Source organism: Streptomyces sp. NPDC059534, assembly GCF_042743475.1.
In the GTDB taxonomy this organism is placed as follows: Bacteria; Actinomycetota; Actinomycetes; order Streptomycetales; family Streptomycetaceae; genus Streptomyces.
Window position 1 is genome coordinate 25,512 of the sequence record NZ_JBHWAQ010000007.1, and the last position, 16,293, is coordinate 41,804.

14 protein-coding genes are annotated in these 16,293 nt (G+C 72.2%); 7 read left to right on the forward strand and 7 right to left on the reverse strand.

The features are described 5' to 3' along the window. Window positions 1–61 precede the first annotated feature (61 nt). Window positions 62–1,768 (reverse strand): glycerol-3-phosphate dehydrogenase/oxidase, encoded by a 1,707-nt coding sequence (locus tag ACFVZH_RS10770; protein WP_384895479.1) that lies wholly within the window; start codon window positions 1,766–1,768, stop codon window positions 62–64. A 298-nt stretch (window positions 1,769–2,066) separates the two neighbouring features. On the opposite strand from ACFVZH_RS10770, the gene ACFVZH_RS10775 reads away from it, so the two are divergent. Both ACFVZH_RS10775 and ACFVZH_RS10780 read left to right on the forward strand, forming a co-directional pair. Then, window positions 2,067–3,308 (forward strand): nucleotide sugar dehydrogenase, encoded by a 1,242-nt coding sequence (locus tag ACFVZH_RS10775; RefSeq protein WP_384895481.1) that lies wholly within the window; start codon window positions 2,067–2,069, stop codon window positions 3,306–3,308. Between the two features lie 90 nt (window positions 3,309–3,398). Further along, entirely contained in the window at window positions 3,399–3,893 is a 495-nt protein-coding gene (locus ACFVZH_RS10780) for a hypothetical protein (RefSeq protein WP_384895483.1), read from the forward strand. 68 nt (window positions 3,894–3,961) lie between these two features. On the opposite strand, the gene ACFVZH_RS10785 is transcribed toward ACFVZH_RS10780, so the two are convergent. The 4 genes from ACFVZH_RS10785 to ACFVZH_RS10800 form a co-directional block, all read right to left on the reverse strand. After that, on the reverse strand, window positions 3,962–5,086 hold the full coding sequence (locus ACFVZH_RS10785) for a GuaB3 family IMP dehydrogenase-related protein (protein WP_017239635.1): 1,125 nt from the start codon (window positions 5,084–5,086) through the stop codon (window positions 3,962–3,964). A 106-nt stretch (window positions 5,087–5,192) separates the two neighbouring features. Further along, window positions 5,193–6,695, reverse strand: coding sequence for an IMP dehydrogenase (gene guaB / locus ACFVZH_RS10790; RefSeq protein WP_384895485.1), 1,503 nt, complete (start codon window positions 6,693–6,695; stop codon window positions 5,193–5,195). A gap of 159 nt (window positions 6,696–6,854) precedes the next feature. Further along, window positions 6,855–7,457, reverse strand: coding sequence for a sigma-70 family RNA polymerase sigma factor (locus ACFVZH_RS10795; RefSeq protein WP_384895487.1), 603 nt, complete (start codon window positions 7,455–7,457; stop codon window positions 6,855–6,857). Window positions 7,458–7,700: 243 nt separating this feature from the next. After that, a complete protein-coding gene (locus tag ACFVZH_RS10800; RefSeq protein WP_003948568.1) occupies window positions 7,701–8,312 on the reverse strand; it encodes a response regulator transcription factor in 612 nt (203 codons plus the stop codon). 435 nt (window positions 8,313–8,747) lie between these two features. Between ACFVZH_RS10800 and ACFVZH_RS10805 the strand changes: the two genes are divergently transcribed. Continuing rightward, window positions 8,748–9,146, forward strand: a complete 399-nt coding sequence (locus ACFVZH_RS10805; protein ID WP_384895489.1) for a WhiB family transcriptional regulator — start codon at window positions 8,748–8,750, stop codon at window positions 9,144–9,146. Between the two features lie 125 nt (window positions 9,147–9,271). On the opposite strand, the gene ACFVZH_RS10810 is transcribed toward ACFVZH_RS10805, so the two are convergent. Then, window positions 9,272–10,165: a LysR family transcriptional regulator gene (locus ACFVZH_RS10810; RefSeq protein ID WP_367827746.1), complete on the reverse strand. Its 894-nt coding sequence runs from the start codon at window positions 10,163–10,165 to the stop codon at window positions 9,272–9,274. 80 nt (window positions 10,166–10,245) lie between these two features. Here ACFVZH_RS10810 and ACFVZH_RS10815 point away from each other — a divergent pair, with 80 nt between their 5' ends. Together ACFVZH_RS10815 and ACFVZH_RS10820 are read left to right on the forward strand one after the other, a co-directional pair. Next, on the forward strand, window positions 10,246–10,920 hold the full coding sequence (locus tag ACFVZH_RS10815; RefSeq protein ID WP_384895492.1) for an MOSC domain-containing protein: 675 nt from the start codon (window positions 10,246–10,248) through the stop codon (window positions 10,918–10,920). Between the two features lie 28 nt (window positions 10,921–10,948). Beyond that, window positions 10,949–11,722, forward strand: coding sequence for an SDR family NAD(P)-dependent oxidoreductase (locus tag ACFVZH_RS10820; RefSeq protein ID WP_384895493.1), 774 nt, complete (start codon window positions 10,949–10,951; stop codon window positions 11,720–11,722). Window positions 11,723–11,747: 25 nt separating this feature from the next. On the opposite strand, the gene ACFVZH_RS10825 is transcribed toward ACFVZH_RS10820, so the two are convergent. Beyond that, window positions 11,748–13,571, reverse strand: a complete 1,824-nt coding sequence (locus ACFVZH_RS10825; protein WP_384895495.1) for a DUF2264 domain-containing protein — start codon at window positions 13,569–13,571, stop codon at window positions 11,748–11,750. Window positions 13,572–13,740: 169 nt separating this feature from the next. Between ACFVZH_RS10825 and ACFVZH_RS10830 the strand changes: the two genes are divergently transcribed. Together ACFVZH_RS10830 and ACFVZH_RS10835 are read left to right on the forward strand one after the other, a co-directional pair. After that, window positions 13,741–14,829 carry a substrate-binding domain-containing protein gene (locus ACFVZH_RS10830; RefSeq protein ID WP_384895497.1) on the forward strand — a complete coding sequence of 363 codons (1,089 nt, stop codon included), beginning with the start codon at window positions 13,741–13,743 and terminating at the stop codon, window positions 14,827–14,829. Window positions 14,830–14,974: 145 nt separating this feature from the next. Beyond that, on the forward strand, window positions 14,975–16,291 hold the full coding sequence (locus ACFVZH_RS10835) for an ABC transporter substrate-binding protein (protein ID WP_384895499.1): 1,317 nt from the start codon (window positions 14,975–14,977) through the stop codon (window positions 16,289–16,291). Window positions 16,292–16,293 lie beyond the last annotated feature (2 nt).

The following is a 16,293-nucleotide window of genomic DNA, read 5'->3' on the forward strand; positions in this document are numbered from 1 at the left end:
GTCCTGTCGGATCGTCACCGGATCGGCGCCCGTCCGGTACCCCGCCCGCACCGGGCCGGCGTCAGATCGGCACGATGTCCGGCGCGCCGAGCCGTGCGGCGTCGGCCGTGAGGTCGTCGGGCTGCCGCTGCGACTCGCGCTCCGCCTCGACCCGCTTCTCGTAGTGCTCCACCTCCTTCTCGATCTGGCGGGCGTCCCAGCCGAGGACCGGTGCCATCAGCTCCGCGCACTCGCGGGCGCTGAGCGTGCCCCGGTCGAAGGTCTCGATGGAGATCCTGGTCCGTCGGGTGAGGACGTCGTCGAGGTGCCGCGCGCCCTCGTGCGAGGCGGCGTAGACGATCTCGGCGCGCAGGTAGTCGTCGGCGGCGGCGAGCGGCAGGCCCAGCTCCGGGTCGGCGGCGACGAGGTCGAGGATCTCCTGCGTCAGGGAGCCGTAGCGGTTGAGGAGATGCTCGATGCGGACGACGTGCAGTCCGGTCCGGGCGGAGATCCTGGCGCGCGCGTTCCACAGGGCCCGGTAGCCCTCGGCGCCCAGGAGCGGGGTGTCCTCGGTGACGCAGGGGGCGACGCGCTGGTCCAGGGCGTGCACCGCCTCGTCGACCGCGTCCTTCGCCATGACGCGGTACGTCGTGTACTTGCCGCCGGCGACCACGACCAGGCCGGGGACCGGGTGGGCGACGGTGTGCTCGCGCGAGAGCTTGCTCGTGGCGTCCGACTCGCCGGCGAGGAGGGGGCGCAGGCCCGCGTAGACGCCCTGGACGTCGTCCCGGGTGAGCGGGGTGGCGAGCACGGTGTTGACGTGCTCCAGGAGGTAGTCGATGTCGGCGCTGGACGCGGCCGGGTGCGCCTTGTCGAGGTCCCAGTCGGTGTCGGTGGTGCCGACGATCCAGTGGCGTCCCCAGGGGATCACGAACAGCACGGACTTCTCGGTGCGCAGGATGAGTCCGCTGGTCGAGTGGATGCGGTCCTTGGGCACGACCAGGTGGATGCCCTTCGAGGCGCGCACGTGGAACTGGCCGCGCTCGCCGATGAGGGCCTGGGTGTCGTCCGTCCACACCCCGGTGGCGTTGACGATCTGCTTGGCCCGGATCTCGTACGCGACCCCGGCCTCGACGTCCTGGACGCGGGCGCCGACGACCCGCTCGCCCTCGCGCAGGAATCCGACGACACGGGCTCGGCTGGCGGCCCTGGCGCCGTAGGAGGCGGCGGTCCGCACGAGGGTGGTGACGAAGCGGGCGTCGTCCATCTGGGCGTCGTAGTACTGCAGGGCGCCGACCAGGGCGTCCTTCTTCAGGCAGGGCGCGACGCGCAGGGCGTTGCGCCGGGAGAGGTGCCGGTGGACGGGGAGTCCCCGGCCGTGGCCGGAGGAGAGCGACATCGCGTCGTACAGGGCGACGCCCGAGCCGGCGTAGAACCGCTCCCAGCCCTTGTGCTGGAGCGGGTAGAGGAAGGGGACCGGCTTCACCAGGTGGGGGGCGAGCCGCTCCAGGAGGAGTCCGCGCTCCTTGAGCGCTTCGCGCACGAGGGCGAAGTCGAGCATCTCCAGGTAGCGCAGGCCGCCGTGGATGAGCTTGCTGGACCTGCTGGAGGTGCCGGAGGCCCAGTCGCGGGCCTCGACGATGCCGGTGGAGAGCCCTCTCGTGACGGCGTCGAGCGCCGTTCCGGCGCCGACCACTCCGGCGCCGACCACCAGTACGTCGAGCTCGTGCTCGGCCATGGCCGCGAGCGCCTCGACGCGCTCGGCGGGTCCCAGTGTCGCTGTCCTCACGGCTGCTGCCTCCCGTCGTCCCCCGTCTGTTCCGCACGAGCCCGTTCCGCACGAGCGGTGCGCACCGCGCGAACCGGGCCGCGTGTGGCCCGGCTCACAGCTCTGATTCTGTCCCGGTCCGGTGACTTCAGCCACCGCCTCGCCGCCACCCTGTGGATAACACTCGGCGACCTTGGAGCGCACAATGCCGCATATCGGTCATATTTACGCCTAGTCTGACATCGCGCTCGACCCGTTCTGTCCACCGGGCTTGCGCCTCGCGTCCCCTCCGGCTACTGGGAAGGACGGCCCACCCCCCATGCCCGCTGATCTCGCCGTCATCGGCCTCGGCCACCACGGACTGCCCCTCGCCCAGGCCGCCACAGCCGCAGGCATCGACACCATCGGCTACGACGCCGACCCACACCCCGTCGCCGAACTCGCCGCCGGCCGCTCCCCCGTCGACGGCTCCCTCACCACCCCCGAGATCCGCCGCATGCTCGCGGGGGGCTTCCGGCCGACCACCAACCCCGCCGAGCTCGGCCGGGTCCGCACCGCCGTCCTCTGCGCCCCGACCCCCCTCGGCCCCGACCGCACCCTCGACCTCACCGCCGTCACCGACGCGGCGCGCACGCTCGCCGCCCGGCTCCGCCCGCACACCACCGTCCTGCTGGAGTCCCCCGTCCCGCCGGGCACCACCGAGGGCCTGCTCCGCGACGTCCTCGAAGCGGGCTCGGGCCTCCGCGCCGGCCGCGACTTCCACCTCGCGTACTCGCCCGGCCGCCTCGACCCCGGCAACCGCACCCACGGCTTCGCCGGCACCCCCAAGGTCATCGGGGGCCTCACCCCGGCCTGCACCGAATCGGCGGCCGCCTTCTACGGCCGGCTCACCGACAAGGTGGTACGCGCGCGTGGCCCCCGCGAGGCGGAGACGGTCAAGCTCCTGGAGACCAACTTCCGGCACGTCAACATCGCCCTCGTCAACGAGATGGCGGTGCTCTGCAACGAGCTCGGCGTCGACCTGTGGGACGTCATCCGCTGCGCCGAGACCAAGCCGTTCGGCTTCCAGGCGTTCCGCCCGGGCCCCGGTGTCGGCGGGCACGGCGTCCCCGTCGACACCGTCGGCGCCCACCGCCCGCTCCGCCTGGTCGAACTCGCCGGCCAGGTCAACGAGCGCATGCCGCGATACGTCGTGCAGCGCGCCGCCACCCTCCTCAACGAGCACGGCAAGTCGGCCCGCGGCGCCCGGGTCCTCCTCCTCGGCATCACGTACAAGCCCGACCTCCCCGACCGGCAGGGCTCCCCCGCCGACGAGATCGCCCGCCGCCTCATGGACCTGGGCGCGGCCGTCAGCTACCACGACCCGCACGTCCCCGACTGGCGCGTCCGCGAGCTCCCCGTCCCCCGCGCCGACTCCCTCTACGAGGCCGCCGCCCACGCCGACCTGACGATCCTCCTCCAGCACCACCGCACCTACGACCTCCAGGGCCTCTCGGTGAAGGCCCAGCTCCTCCTGGACACCCGTGGCGCCACCCCCACCGGCACGGCCCACCGCCTCTGAAATCTCCTGGGCGGACCGCGGAGCGGACTGCTACTCTCCGGCCTCTTGTTCGCACATCCGTGCGCCCGTGTCCCTGGGGGGGATCACCGCATGACTCAGCCCGTTCCGCCGCCGTCCGGCAACCCGTTCGCCGACGGCGCCGCCCCGCAGCAGTACCCGATGGCGCCGCCGCCCGCGCCCGTCCGCGACAACGTGGCGCTCGGCCTGGTGGCCGCCCTCGTCGCGGCGCTCGTCTCCGGCGGGGTGTACGGAGCCGTCATCGGCGGCACCGAGCGCGAGATCGGCTGGGCCGCCGTCGGTGTCGGCTTCCTCGTCGGCCTCGCCGCCGGCAAGGTCGGCGGCCGCAACCCCGTCCTGCCGATCGCCGCCGGCGTGCTGTCCCTCGGGGCCGTCTACCTCGGCCAGCTCGTGGGCATCTCGATCCTGGCGGCCAAGGAGCTGCACGTCTCCGCCTCGGACCTCTTCTTCCAGGAGTTCGGCACGCTGATGGAGGCGTGGAACGAGGGCAAGGACCCGCTCACGTTCCTGTTCTTCGCGCTCGCCGCCTTCGCCGCGTTCTCGGGCGCCAAGAAGGCCGCCGGATAACCCGGGGCGTACGCCGAGGGGCCCCGCACCATCCGGTGCGGGGCCCCTCGTTCGCGTACGGAGCGGGGTCAGCGCTTGTGCTGGGCGTCCGCGACGGTGACCTCGACGCGCTGGAACTCCTTGAGCTCGCTGTAGCCGGTGGTGGCCATCGCGCGGCGCAGGGCGCCGAAGAAGTTCATGGAGCCGTCGGGGGTGTGCGACGGACCGGCGAGGATCTCCTCGGTGGTGCCGACGATGCCCAGGTCGACCAGCTTGCCGCGCGGCACGTCCTCGTGGACGGCCTCCATGCCCCAGTGGTGGCCCTTGCCGGGCGCGTCCGTGGCACGGGCCAGCGGGGAGCCGATCATGACCGAGTCGGCGCCGCAGGCGATGGCCTTCGGCAGGTCGCCGGACCAGCCGACGCCGCCGTCGGCGATGACGTGCACGTACCGGCCGCCGGACTCGTCCATGTAGTCGCGGCGGGCCGCGGCCACGTCGGCGACCGCGGTCGCCATCGGGACCTGGATGCCGAGGACGTTGCGCGTGGTGTGCGCGGCGCCGCCGCCGAAGCCGACGAGGACACCCGCGGCGCCGGTGCGCATCAGGTGCAGGGCCGCGGTGTACGTGGCGCAGCCGCCGACGATGACCGGGACGTCGAGCTCGTAGATGAACTGCTTCAGGTTCAGCGGCTCGGATGCGCCGGAGACGTGCTCGGCGGAGACCGTCGTGCCGCGGATGACGAAGATGTCCACGCCGGCGTCGACGACGGCCTTGGAGAACTGCGCGGTGCGCTGCGGGGAGAGCGCGGCGGCGGTGACGACACCGGAGTCGCGCACCTCCTTGATGCGCTGGCCGATCAGCTCTTCCTTGATCGGGGCGGCGTAGATCTCCTGCAGACGGCGGGTCGCGGTCGCCTCGTCCAGCTCGGCGATCTCGTCGAGCAGCGGCTGCGGGTCCTCGTACCGGGTCCAGAGACCCTCCAGGTTCAGGACGCCCAGGCCGCCCAGCTCGCCGATCCGGATGGCGGTCTGCGGCGACACGACCGAGTCCATCGGGGCGGCCAGGAACGGAAGCTCGAAGCGGTAGGCGTCGATCTGCCAGGCGATCGAGACCTCCTTCGGGTCCCGGGTGCGCCGGCTCGGGACGACGGCGATGTCGTCGAACGCGTACGCCCTGCGGCCGCGCTTGCCGCGCCCGATCTCGATCTCAGTCACGATGTGTGGCCTTTCCCTCTACGTCTGCGCCTACCAGTATCCCCGACACAAGCGTGAGGGGCGGCTCCGGCCACATGCCGGAACCGCCCCCACGCGTCGCGCTGTGTTACTTCCTGCTGTAGTTCGGTGCCTCGACCGTCATCTGGATGTCGTGCGGGTGGCTCTCCTTGAGACCCGCGGACGTGATCCGGACGAAGCGGCCGTTCGTCTGGAGCTCCGGCACCGTGCGCCCGCCGACGTAGAACATCGACTGGCGCAGACCGCCCACCAGCTGGTGGACGACGGCCGAGAGCGGGCCGCGGTAGGGCACCTGGCCCTCGATGCCCTCGGGCACGAGCTTCTCGTCGGAGGCGACGCCCTCCTGGAAGTAGCGGTCCTTGGAGAAGGAGCGCTGCTCGCCGCGGGTCTGCATGGCGCCGAGCGAGCCCATGCCGCGGTACGACTTGAACTGCTTGCCGTTGATGAAGAGCAGCTCGCCCGGGGACTCCTCGCAGCCCGCGAGCAGCGAGCCGAGCATCACCGTGTCGGCGCCGGCCACGAGGGCCTTCGCGATGTCGCCGGAGTACTGCAGACCGCCGTCGCCGATGACCGGGACACCGGCCGCCTTGGCGGCGAGGGACGCCTCGTAGATCGCGGTGACCTGCGGGACGCCGATGCCGGCGACCACGCGGGTGGTGCAGATGGAGCCGGGGCCCACACCGACCTTGATGCCGTCGACACCGGCGTCGATGAGCGCCTGGGCGCCGTCGCGGGTGGCGATGTTGCCGCCGATGACGTCGACGGAGGAGTTCGACTTGATCTTGGCGACCATGTCGCCGACCAGCCGGGAGTGGCCGTGGGCGGTGTCGACGACGATGAAGTCGACACCGGCCTCGATCAGGGCCTGGGCACGCTCGTACGCGTCGCCGGCGACACCGACGGCGGCGCCGACGAGCAGGCGGCCTTCCTTGTCCTTGGCGGCGTTCGGGTACTTCTCGGCCTTGACGAAGTCCTTGACCGTGATGAGGCCCTTGAGGATGCCGGCCTCGTCGACCAGCGGCAGCTTCTCGATCTTGTGGCGGCGCAGCAGCTCCATGGCGTCCACGCCGGAGATGCCGACCTTGCCGGTGACCAGCGGCATCGGGGTCATGACCTCGCGCACCTGGCGGCTGCGCTCCGTCTCGAAGGCCATGTCACGGTTGGTGACGATGCCCAGGAGCCTGCCGGCCGGGTCGGTCACCGGGACGCCGCTGATGCGGAACTTGGCGCAGATCGCGTCGGCCTCGGCGAGCGTCGCGTCCGGGTGCACCGTGATCGGGTCGCTGACCATGCCGGACTCGGAGCGCTTCACCAGGTCGACCTGGTTGGCCTGGTCGGCGATGGAGAGGTTGCGGTGCAGCACACCGACACCGCCCTGTCGCGCCATGGCGATCGCCATGCGGGACTCGGTGACCTTGTCCATCGCTGCGGAGAGGAGCGGGATGTTCACCCGCACGTTCTTCGAGATGTACGAGGCGGTGTCGATCTGGTCGGGCGCCATGTCGGACGCGCCAGGCAGAAGCAGCACGTCGTCGTAGGTCAGCCCGAGTGTCGCGAATTTCTCGGGCACTCCGTCGACGTTGGCAGTCATGACACCTTCCCAAATGGCCTTGATCGGTGCGGGATGTCCATGCTAACGGGCTGAGGAGGCGTCTCATTCCACCATCAAGATCAGCGGCAAGCTTTGGACGTTCGCACGTGTACGAAAGGGACGACTGGCCCCGGCGAGACTTACCTCGCGGCCAGCGATCTACTGCTCTGCCAGCGCCCGGAGCCGGCTGAGGGCGCGGTGCTGGGCGACCCGGACGGCTCCCGGGGACATGCCGAGCATCTGCCCGGTCTCCTCGGCGGTCAGCCCGACGGCGACCCGCAGCACCAGCAGTTCGCGCTGGTTCTCCGGCAGGTTGGCGAGCAGCTTCTTGGCCCACTCGGCGTCGTCGCTGAGCAGGGCGCGCTCCTCGGGACCGAGGGAGTCGTCGGGCCGCTCGGGCATCTCGTCGGAGGGCACGGCCGTGGACCCGGGGTGCCGCATGGCGGCCCGCTGGAGGTCGGCGACCTTGTGTCCGGCGATGGCGAAGACGAACGCCTCGAACGGCCGACCGGTGTCCTTGTAGCGCGGCAGCGCCATCAGGACGGCGACGCAGACCTCCTGGGCGAGGTCCTCGACGAAGTGCCGGGCGTCGCCGGGCAGCCGGTTGAGGCGGGTGCGGCAGTACCGCAGGGCGAGCGGATGCACCCGCGCGAGCAGGTCGTGCGTCGCCTGGGCGTCACCGTCGACCGCGCGGCCGACGAGCGCGCCGATCTCCCCCTGCCCGGCGGGCATGGGGGACCTGGCGGTCTCGTCGTCGCGCATCGCTCCATGGTGCCCCGACGCCTCTGCGTTCGCGGCACCGCGTCCGTAGTTGTGCACCGAAGCGTTATGAGTAGGTGCGCCGGAACTCATCTCCCGCGCCCTCCCCTCCCGCTCGATCGACTCGTCCCCGAGGAACTCCACATCTCAAGGATGCGTCATCCGGCGGGGAAGTGACACAAGCCGGCCCCGTCCGCCCCGCGACGGACGCGGACTCGGACGGGGACGTGGTGGTTGACCTGCGATTCAGCGGACCAGGCCCCAGCGGAATCCGAGCGCGACGGCATGCGCCCGGTCCGAGGCGCCCAGCTTCTTGAAGAGCCGCCGGGCGTGCGTCTTGACCGTGTCCTCGGAGAGGAAGAGCTCGCGCCCGATCTCCGCGTTGGACCGGCCGTGGCTCATGCCTTCGAGCACCTGGATCTCGCGCGCGGTGAGCGTGGGCGCGGCGCCCATCTCGGCCGAACGGAGGCGGCGCGGGGCGAGCCGCCAGGTCGGGTCGGCGAGTGCCTGGGTGACGGTGGCCCGCAGTTCGGCGCGCGAGGCGTCCTTGTGCAGATAGCCACGCGCACCCGCGGCGACCGCCAGAGCGACGCCGTCGAGGTCCTCGGCGACCGTCAGCATGATGATGCGGGCGCCGGGGTCCGCGGAGAGCAGCCGGCGGACGGTCTCCACGCCGCCCAGTCCGGGCATGCGTACGTCCATCAGAATCAGGTCCGAGCGGTCCGCGCCCCAGCGGCGGAGGACTTCCTCGCCGTTGGCCGCGGTGGTCACGCGCTCGACGCCGGGCACGGTCGCGACCGCGCGGCGGAGCGCCTCTCGGGCAAGCGGGGAGTCGTCGCAGACGAGGACGGATGTCATGCCTGACCTCCGCGGCTCTCGCAGCTGTTGCGCGTCACCTTGAGCCTCCAGGGCTGTACGTAATCGTCACCTGTGCGATTGACGCTCTCGGACATGTGCCCGATCGCTTCTTCCTTCAACCGCCTCCGCACTCTCAACGACGGTCACTCGAAAGAGTTACGGGTCGGACGACGGACTTCGGCACTCTACGTGAGGGGTCGCACACGGAGGTGAGCTTCAGGGGTCGTCTGTCCTTCTTCGAAAGCTATGCCCCATTTAGCGGGTTTTCTTCCCTTTTCGCAGTGTCTGTGGCTAGATTCGCAATGAGTCATATTTACATCTACTTCGACAGTAGGTGTGCACACCCAGACCTGTCGGGGACCCGGAGGAGCCCCGCCGATCAGCCATCCACCCGCCCACCTATCCGTTCGACACGGTTTCAAGGGGACTAGCGCAATGGCAGATTTCTCCCGCCTTCCCGGACCCAACGCCGATCTGTGGGACTGGCAACTGCTCGCGGCCTGCCGCGGAGTCGACAGCTCCCTGTTCTTCCACCCCGAGGGAGAGCGCGGCGCGGCACGGAGTGCGCGTGAGAACTCGGCGAAAGAGGTCTGCATGCGGTGCCCGGTACGCGCGGAGTGCGCGGCACACGCACTCGCCGTGCGGGAGCCCTACGGCGTATGGGGCGGCCTCACCGAGGACGAACGCGAAGAGCTCATGGGACGCGCCCGGAACCGCCTGATCTCGGCGGCACCGACGACCGCGTCGGCCACGAGCACGGCGTCCATGACTCCCATGACATCCATGACGACATCGGCGGCGGCCGCTGGCCGGCCGATCGTGGAGCGTATGTGAAGGAACGTTTCTGCAACTAAGCCGGGAGCCGCGCGCACGCGCGCAGGGCAGTGCCCCCGCGCGCGTGGCGGCTCGGACCGGGCCCTTCGCACCCCAAGCCGGGCGCGCGGCCCGGCGTGACCCCGTTACGCGCGCGTGGCGGCCCGGGTCAGCTCGTCCAGCGTGGCGGCGACGGCCGGGACCTGGGCGAGGTCGGGCAGCGTCAGGGCCACGATCTCGCGCTCCACGGCCGGCTCCACGGTCACGGTCCTGGCGCCCTTGGGGCGTACGGACTCGATGGCCAGCTCCGGCAGGACGGCCACGCCCAGACCCGCGCCCACCAGACCCACCACGGCGGGGTAGTCGTCGGTGGCGAAGTCGATGCGGGGAGTGAACCCCGCCTCCTCGCAGACGTCCACGAGCTGGCGGCGGCAGCGCGGGCAGCCGGCGATCCAGGACTCGTCGGCGAGTTCCGCGATGCCGACCGCGTCGGCGCCGGCGAGCCGGTGCCCCTCGGGCACCAGGCCGACGAGGCGGTCGGCGAGCAGCGGCCGGACGACGAGGTCGTCCCACTCGGCCTGCCCGGCGCCGTACCGGAAGGCGAGGGCCACGTCGCAGTCGCCCTCGCGGAGCATCTCGATCGAACGCGGCGGTTCGGCCTCGACGAGGGAGACCCGGGTGCCGGGGTGCGCGGCCCGCAGCGCGGCGAGCGCGGTGGGGACGAGGGTGGAGCTGCCGCTCGGGAAGGACACCAGGCGGACGCGGCCGGCCCGGAGCCCGGCGATGGCGGCGACCTCCTCCTCGGCCGCGGTGAGCCCGGCCAGGATGCCGGAGGCGTGCCGCACCAGGACCTCACCGGCCTGGGTGAGCCGCATCTCGCGGCCGGTACGGATCAGCAGCGGGGTGCCGGCGGAGGCTTCGAGGGCCTTCATCTGCTGGCTGACGGCGGGCTGGGTGCAGCCGAGTTCGCGCGCGGCGGCGGAGAAGGAGCCGGTGGCGGCGACGGCGCGCAGGACGCGGAGATGGCGTGCCTCGATCATCGTTCAATCATAAGCGAATCTTGGGTGAGGCGGTGAATATTCGCCGGTTACTTTGGGATCGATGCCCTTAAAGTGCCCCCATGACCTTGCTGAGTGTGAATGTGGGCCGTGCCCGGGCGGTGGAGTACACCGACTCCGCGTCGGGGACGACGGGCATCGACAAGCGCCCCGTCGACGGACCGGTACGGATCACGGCGCCCGGGCCGCCCGGTGTCGGCGCCGGCGGCGTCGCCGGGGACGCCGTCTGCGACCTGCGGTTCCACGGCGGCCACGACCGGGCCGCGTACGCCTTCGCCCGCGAGGACATGGACCGGTGGGAGGCGGAGCTCGGCCGCGAGCTGGCCAACGGCTCCTTCGGCGAGAACCTCACCACCCGCGGTCTCGACGTCAACGGGGCCCTGATCGGCGAGCGGTGGCGGATCGGCGACGAGGTCGTCCTGGAGGTCACCGGCGGCCGCATCCCGTGCCGCACCTTCCAGGGTTTCGTCGAGGAGCAGGGGTGGGTCAAGCGGTTCACGCAGTCGAAGGCCGGCCCCGGCGCGCTGCTGCGGGTGATCCGGCCCGGCGAGGTGCGGGCCGGCGATCCGATCACGGTGGTGCACCGGCCGGACCATCACGTCACCGTCGCCGTCCTGCACCACGCCGCGACCGCCGAACGCGCCCTGCTGCCGGACACGTTGGCCGCCGCGGAGTGGATGGAGTCGGGACTGCTCGCGCTGGCCCGCCAGTACGCGGACAAGTACGGCCGGTCCTAGGCACTCGGCGGGGCACTACCGTGCCCGTATGACGACTGCATTGATTACGGGCGCCACCGCGGGCATCGGGGCCGCCTTCGCACGGAGACTCGCCGCGGACGGCCACGACGTCGTGCTCGTGGCGCGGGACGTGAAGCGGCTCCGTGAGCAGGCGACCGAACTGCACGACCGGCACGGCATCGAGGCGGAGGTGCTCGCCGCGGACCTCGCCGAGGAGAAGGGCATCGCGGCCGTCGAGGCCCGGCTGTCGGACCCGAAGCAGCCGGTGGACCTGCTCGTGAACAACGCGGGCTTCGGCAACAAGGGCCGCTTCCTGGAAGTCTCCATGGCCGACGAGCTGAAGATGCTCACGGTGCACTGCGAGGCGGTGCTGCGGCTGACCTCGGCCGCCGCCGCCTCGATGAACGAGCGGGGCCGGGGGGCCGTCGTGAACGTGGCCTCGGTGGCCGCCTTCGTGCCCCGCGGCACCTACGGGGCGTCGAAGGCGTGGGTCGTGCAGTTCACCCAGGGCGCGGCGCGTGACCTCGCGGGCAGCGGGGTGCGGCTGATGGCGCTCTGCCCCGGCTTCGTGCGGACCGAGTTCCACGAGCGGGCCGGGATGGGGACGGAGAACATCCCGGGCTGGATGTGGCTCGACGCGGACAAGCTGGTGACCGCGGCGCTGTCGGACCTGGCGCGGGGGAAGACCCTGTCGATCCCCGACCCGCGCTACAAGGCCCTCATGGGCGTGGTGAAGCTGGCGCCGCGCGGCCTGCTCGGCGGGGTCTCCTCCAAGGCCGGCCGCAAGTACGGACCGAAGTAGCCCCCGTACTCCCCACTCCCCTGTTTCACTCCCGGTCGCCGGGGAGTTCGAGGGGCAGTTGCGCGGTGGTCCCGTCCTGCCAGGTCACGTGCAGGGTGCGGCCGTCGACCCGGACGCGCGCGAGGTCGGTCAGGGGTGCGGGGCCGGGTTCGGCGGCGAGGGAGGCGAGGGCGACGAAGAGGCTTTCGCGCCCGCTCGTGGCGCCGTGCAGGGCGAGGGTGCGGGTCTCCGGGCCCTGAAGGGTTTCCCCGGTGGGGAGTTCGGCGGCCTCGTGCCCGGCCGGGTAGCCGTGCGCGGGGTGGAGCTGGGCGTGCGGCCCGTCCGGGGTGGTGGCCCAGCCGGTCTGCCGTACGGGAGTCCCTTCCGGGGCTCCGCAGACGAGGTGGGCGCGGACCTCGGCGCGGCCGTGGGCGAGGGTCGCGGAGAGGACCCGGACGCCGGGCAGCGGCCGGTGGACGGAGGCGGCCCAGCCGGGGCCGGTGCCGGCCGGTGCGGCCGGGCCGCGGGAGGTGGGCTTTCCCTCGACGACCAGGGCGAAGTGGTTGTCGGCGGGGGCGGGCGCGGTGGTGGGCCCGGTGCGGGTGGAGTAGGCGTGGCGGGCGTAGCCGGGGTCGTCCTCGGCTTCCGGCGCGCTGTGCACGTGGTTGCTGCCGTGGTTGTGGAGGCGTACGAGTCCGTCCGCGGCGGTGGTCTGGACGAGCATCCCGGCCGGGGCGAAGGAGCGTACGGTGTCGGCCCGTTCGACGGGCAGCGGTTCCTCGGGGTCCGTCCAGGCGGGGTGGCCGGCGGGCAGGAGGAGGCCGAGGAACCCCTTGGACGCCCAGTAGGGGGAGCCGGGGCCGGAGTACTCCTGGACGAGGGGCGGGTGCGGGCCGTGCCAGCCGAGGGTGAGGAGCCCGCGCTCGTCGGTGGCGCCGCGGTCGAGGAAGTACCGCAGGGAACCGGAGGCGAGGCGGCGGGTGGCGCCGGGGGTGAGCGGCGTGTGCCCGGTGAGGGCGCCGAGCCAGGGGGCGGCGGCCGCGGCGAAGCGGTAGATCAGGGAGCGCCCGTACGGGAGGGGTGCGCCGTTCGCGTCGAAGAGGTGGACGTAGTCGTCGAGATGGGCGCGGAGCCGGGGCCCGTAGCGGTCGAGGAGCGCGCGGTCGCCGGCGAGGTGGGCGTGGAGGACCGGGTAGAAGTGCAGGGCCCAGGCGTTGTAGTGGTCGAAGGCACGGTTGTCGCCGTCGCTGTACCAGCCGTCGCCGAGGTACCAGTCCTCGACGCGGGCGAGGGAGCGGTCGACGGTGGCGGCGGCGCGGTCGGTCTCCACGCCGGCGTCCTGGAGGAAGCCGGCGACGGTGAGCCCGAAGAGCCACCAGTTGTTGTCGACGGGGGACGGGCCGAGGGCGGGCAGCAGCCAGTCGGCGACCCGTTCGCGGGTGCGGTCGTCGAGGCGGTCCCAGAGCCAGGGGCGGGTGAGGCGGAGGCCGAGGGCGACCGAGGCGGATTCGACGACGGCCTGACGGGTGCCGGCCATCAGGGGCCAGGAGTCGGGGTCGCCCTCCCGTCCCGGCTTCCCCGTTCCGGCGGCGAGCCCCTCGGCGTACCGGTCGAGGTGGCCGTGCGGGTCCTCGCCGCGGGCGCCCGCGACCCGGAGGGCGGCGAGGAGGAAGGTGCGGGCCCAGCCCTCCAGGCCGTCGGAGCGGGCGCCGGACCAGCTGGGACGTGGCCCGGGGAGGTCGATCAACGCCCGTCCCGGTGAGGCGTACGGGCGGACGGCCAGGAGGAGCCGGTCGGCCGCGGCCTCCCAGTGGGGACGGGTCCAGCCGGTGTACGGGCTGAGCTCACGGTTCTCGGGCGGCGTGGGCATGATGCTCCCTGAGGGCTCTCTGGGACGGCGTCTGCGTCGCTCCGGAATCCTGAACGGGCTTCGATCGAACCGTCAAGAGATCTCGATCGAATGATCGAAACTCCTGTCGTTCGATCATTTCTGGGGCTAGGGTCGAGGGACCACCACCACCGCGAGGGGGAACTGCGCCGTGCGCGAGAGTGCTGCCGAACGACACGACCGACTGCTGGCCCTGGTGCGCGAACGCGGCACCGCCCGCGTCTCCGAACTGGCCGAGCGCCTCGGGGTCTCCCCCGTCACCGCCCGCCGGGACGTCGAGGCGCTGGCCGGGGAGGGGCTGCTCGACCGGGTGCACGGCCAGGTCTCCTGGCCGCAGGGGCAGAGCGCCGCGGGCGCCGGGCGGCCGGGCGAGGGCCTGGTCCTCGGCCTGCTCGCCCCCTCCGCCACGTACTACTTCGCCGAGGTCATCCGGGGGGCGCACGAGGCGGCGGCCCGCGCGGGCGCCCGGCTGGTGCTGCGCATCTCGGACTACCGGCCCGAGGAGGACCGCGCCCGCACCGAGGGACTGCTCTCCGCCGGCGCCGAGGGCGTGCTCGTGGCGCCCGGCTGGCGGGGCCCCGAGGACCGCCTCGCGTACGGGGACTGGCTGGCCGAACTCCCGGTGCCGGCCGTGCTCCTGGAACGCAGGGCGGAGCCCGGCAGCCCGCTCGACGGCTTGGACCGGGTCGCCTCCGACCACGCCCACGGCGTCCTGCTCGCCCTGCGGCACCTGCTCTCCCTCGGCCACGCGACACCGCTGCTCGTGGCTCGCCGGGACTCCCCGACCGCGCTCGCGGTCCGCGCGGGATACGCCGACGCCCTGGCGACGCTCGGCCTGAAGGAGCCGCGCCCGGTCATCGACTCCGTGCCGGCCGAGGCGGACCCGGAGGGCTTCGAGCGGGCGGTGCGGGCGCTGCACGACGCGGTCCGCTCGGGCCTCTCCGGCGCGGCCCTGGTCCACAACGACGTGGACGCGATCGAGATCGTGCAGCGCCTGGCCGAGCTGGGCGTGCGGGTGCCGCAGGACCTCGCCCTGATCGCGTACGACGACGAGGTCGCGGCCCTCGCCGACACCCCGCTGACGGCGGTCGCGCCACCGAAGCGTCAGGTGGGGCGGCACGCCGCGGAGCTGCTGGTGGAGCGGCTCACCGAGGGGCCGGACGAGGAGCCGGCGCGGCGCCATCTGAGCCTGCTGCCCAGGCTGCGGGTGCGGGCCTCGTGCGGGGCGCGACGCGACTGACGGGTCCCGCCGGCGGGGTGGGCGCCCTGAGCGATCGATCTGATCTTTTTTCGATCAATCAATCTTTCGCTCTTGACTTCGGTCATGAACGGTCACAGGATCACGGCCACAACCTCCCAGCCGCCCCGCCCCCAGGAGCCGAGCCGTGACCCGTAGTTGGAGCAGAACGTCCCGCGTCATAGCCGGCACCGCCACCGCCCTCGCCGTCCTCACGGCCTGCGGCGGCGGCGGTGACGACACCGCGAACAAGTCGAACGGGCCCGTGACCATCACCTTCTGGGGCTGGGCCAAGGGCTCCAAGGACGTCGTGGACGCCTTCAACGCCTCCCACACCGACATCCAGGTGAAGTTCGAGGAGATCCCCTCCGGCACCGCCGGCGGCTACGCCAAGATCTCCAACGCCGTCAAGGCCGGCAACGCCCCCGACCTCGTCTCCATCGAGTACTCCTCGCTCCCCGAGTTCGTGAGCTCCGGCGCCCTCCAGGACATCGGCGGCGAGTTCACCGAGGCCGACCGCGCCAAGCTGCTCCCGCAGACCGTCGAACTCACCACCCTCGGCGGCAAGTCCTGGGCCGTCCCCTTCGACGCCGCCCCGCAGGCGTTCTTCTACCGCAAGGACCTCTTCGCGCAGTACAAGGTCGAGGTCCCCACCACCTGGGACGCGTTCAAGAAGGCCGCCGAGCAGGTCAGGAAGGCCGACGCCAAGGCCCGTATCGCCACCTTCTTCCCCGACGACCCCACCACCTTCGAGGCCATGGCCTGGCAGGCCGGCGCCCAGTGGTTCAAGGCCGGGGACGACAGCTGGAAGATCGACACCACCGACCCGGCCACCACCAAGGTCACCGCCTACTGGCAGGGCCTCCTCGACGGCGGCCTCGTCCACAAGAACGCCTCCTTCAGCCCCGAGTGGACCGGCTCCCTCAAGAACGGCACCACCATCGGCTACCTCGGCGCCTCCTGGGGCGCGGGCGTCCTCAAGGGCACCCTGCCCGAGCAGGACGGCAAGTGGGCCGTCGCCCCCATCCCCACCTGGGACGGCAAGCCCGCCAGCGGCATGCTCGGCGGCACCTCCTTCGCCGTGACCAAGGACAGCAAGCAGAAGGCCGCGGCCGTCACCTTCGCCGAATGGATGTCCACCACCGAGGACGGCGTGAAGGCCCGCATCGCCTCCGGCACCTCCTCCGCCTTCCCGGCCGCCACCGCCCTGCGCCCCGTCGCCAAGAAGGCATTCGACGCCGGCTACTACGGCGGCCAGGACATCTACGCCCTCTTCGAGTCCGCCGGCGCCTCCATCAACCCGCACTGGGCCTGGGGCCCGACCACCGGCACCACCAACACCACGATCAAGGACCACTTCGGCAAGATCACCCAGGGCGGCCCCGGCATCGCCGACGCCGTCAAGGCCGGCCACGACGCCACCGTCGCCGAACTCACCAAGCGCGGCCTGAAGGTCGAGGGCTGACC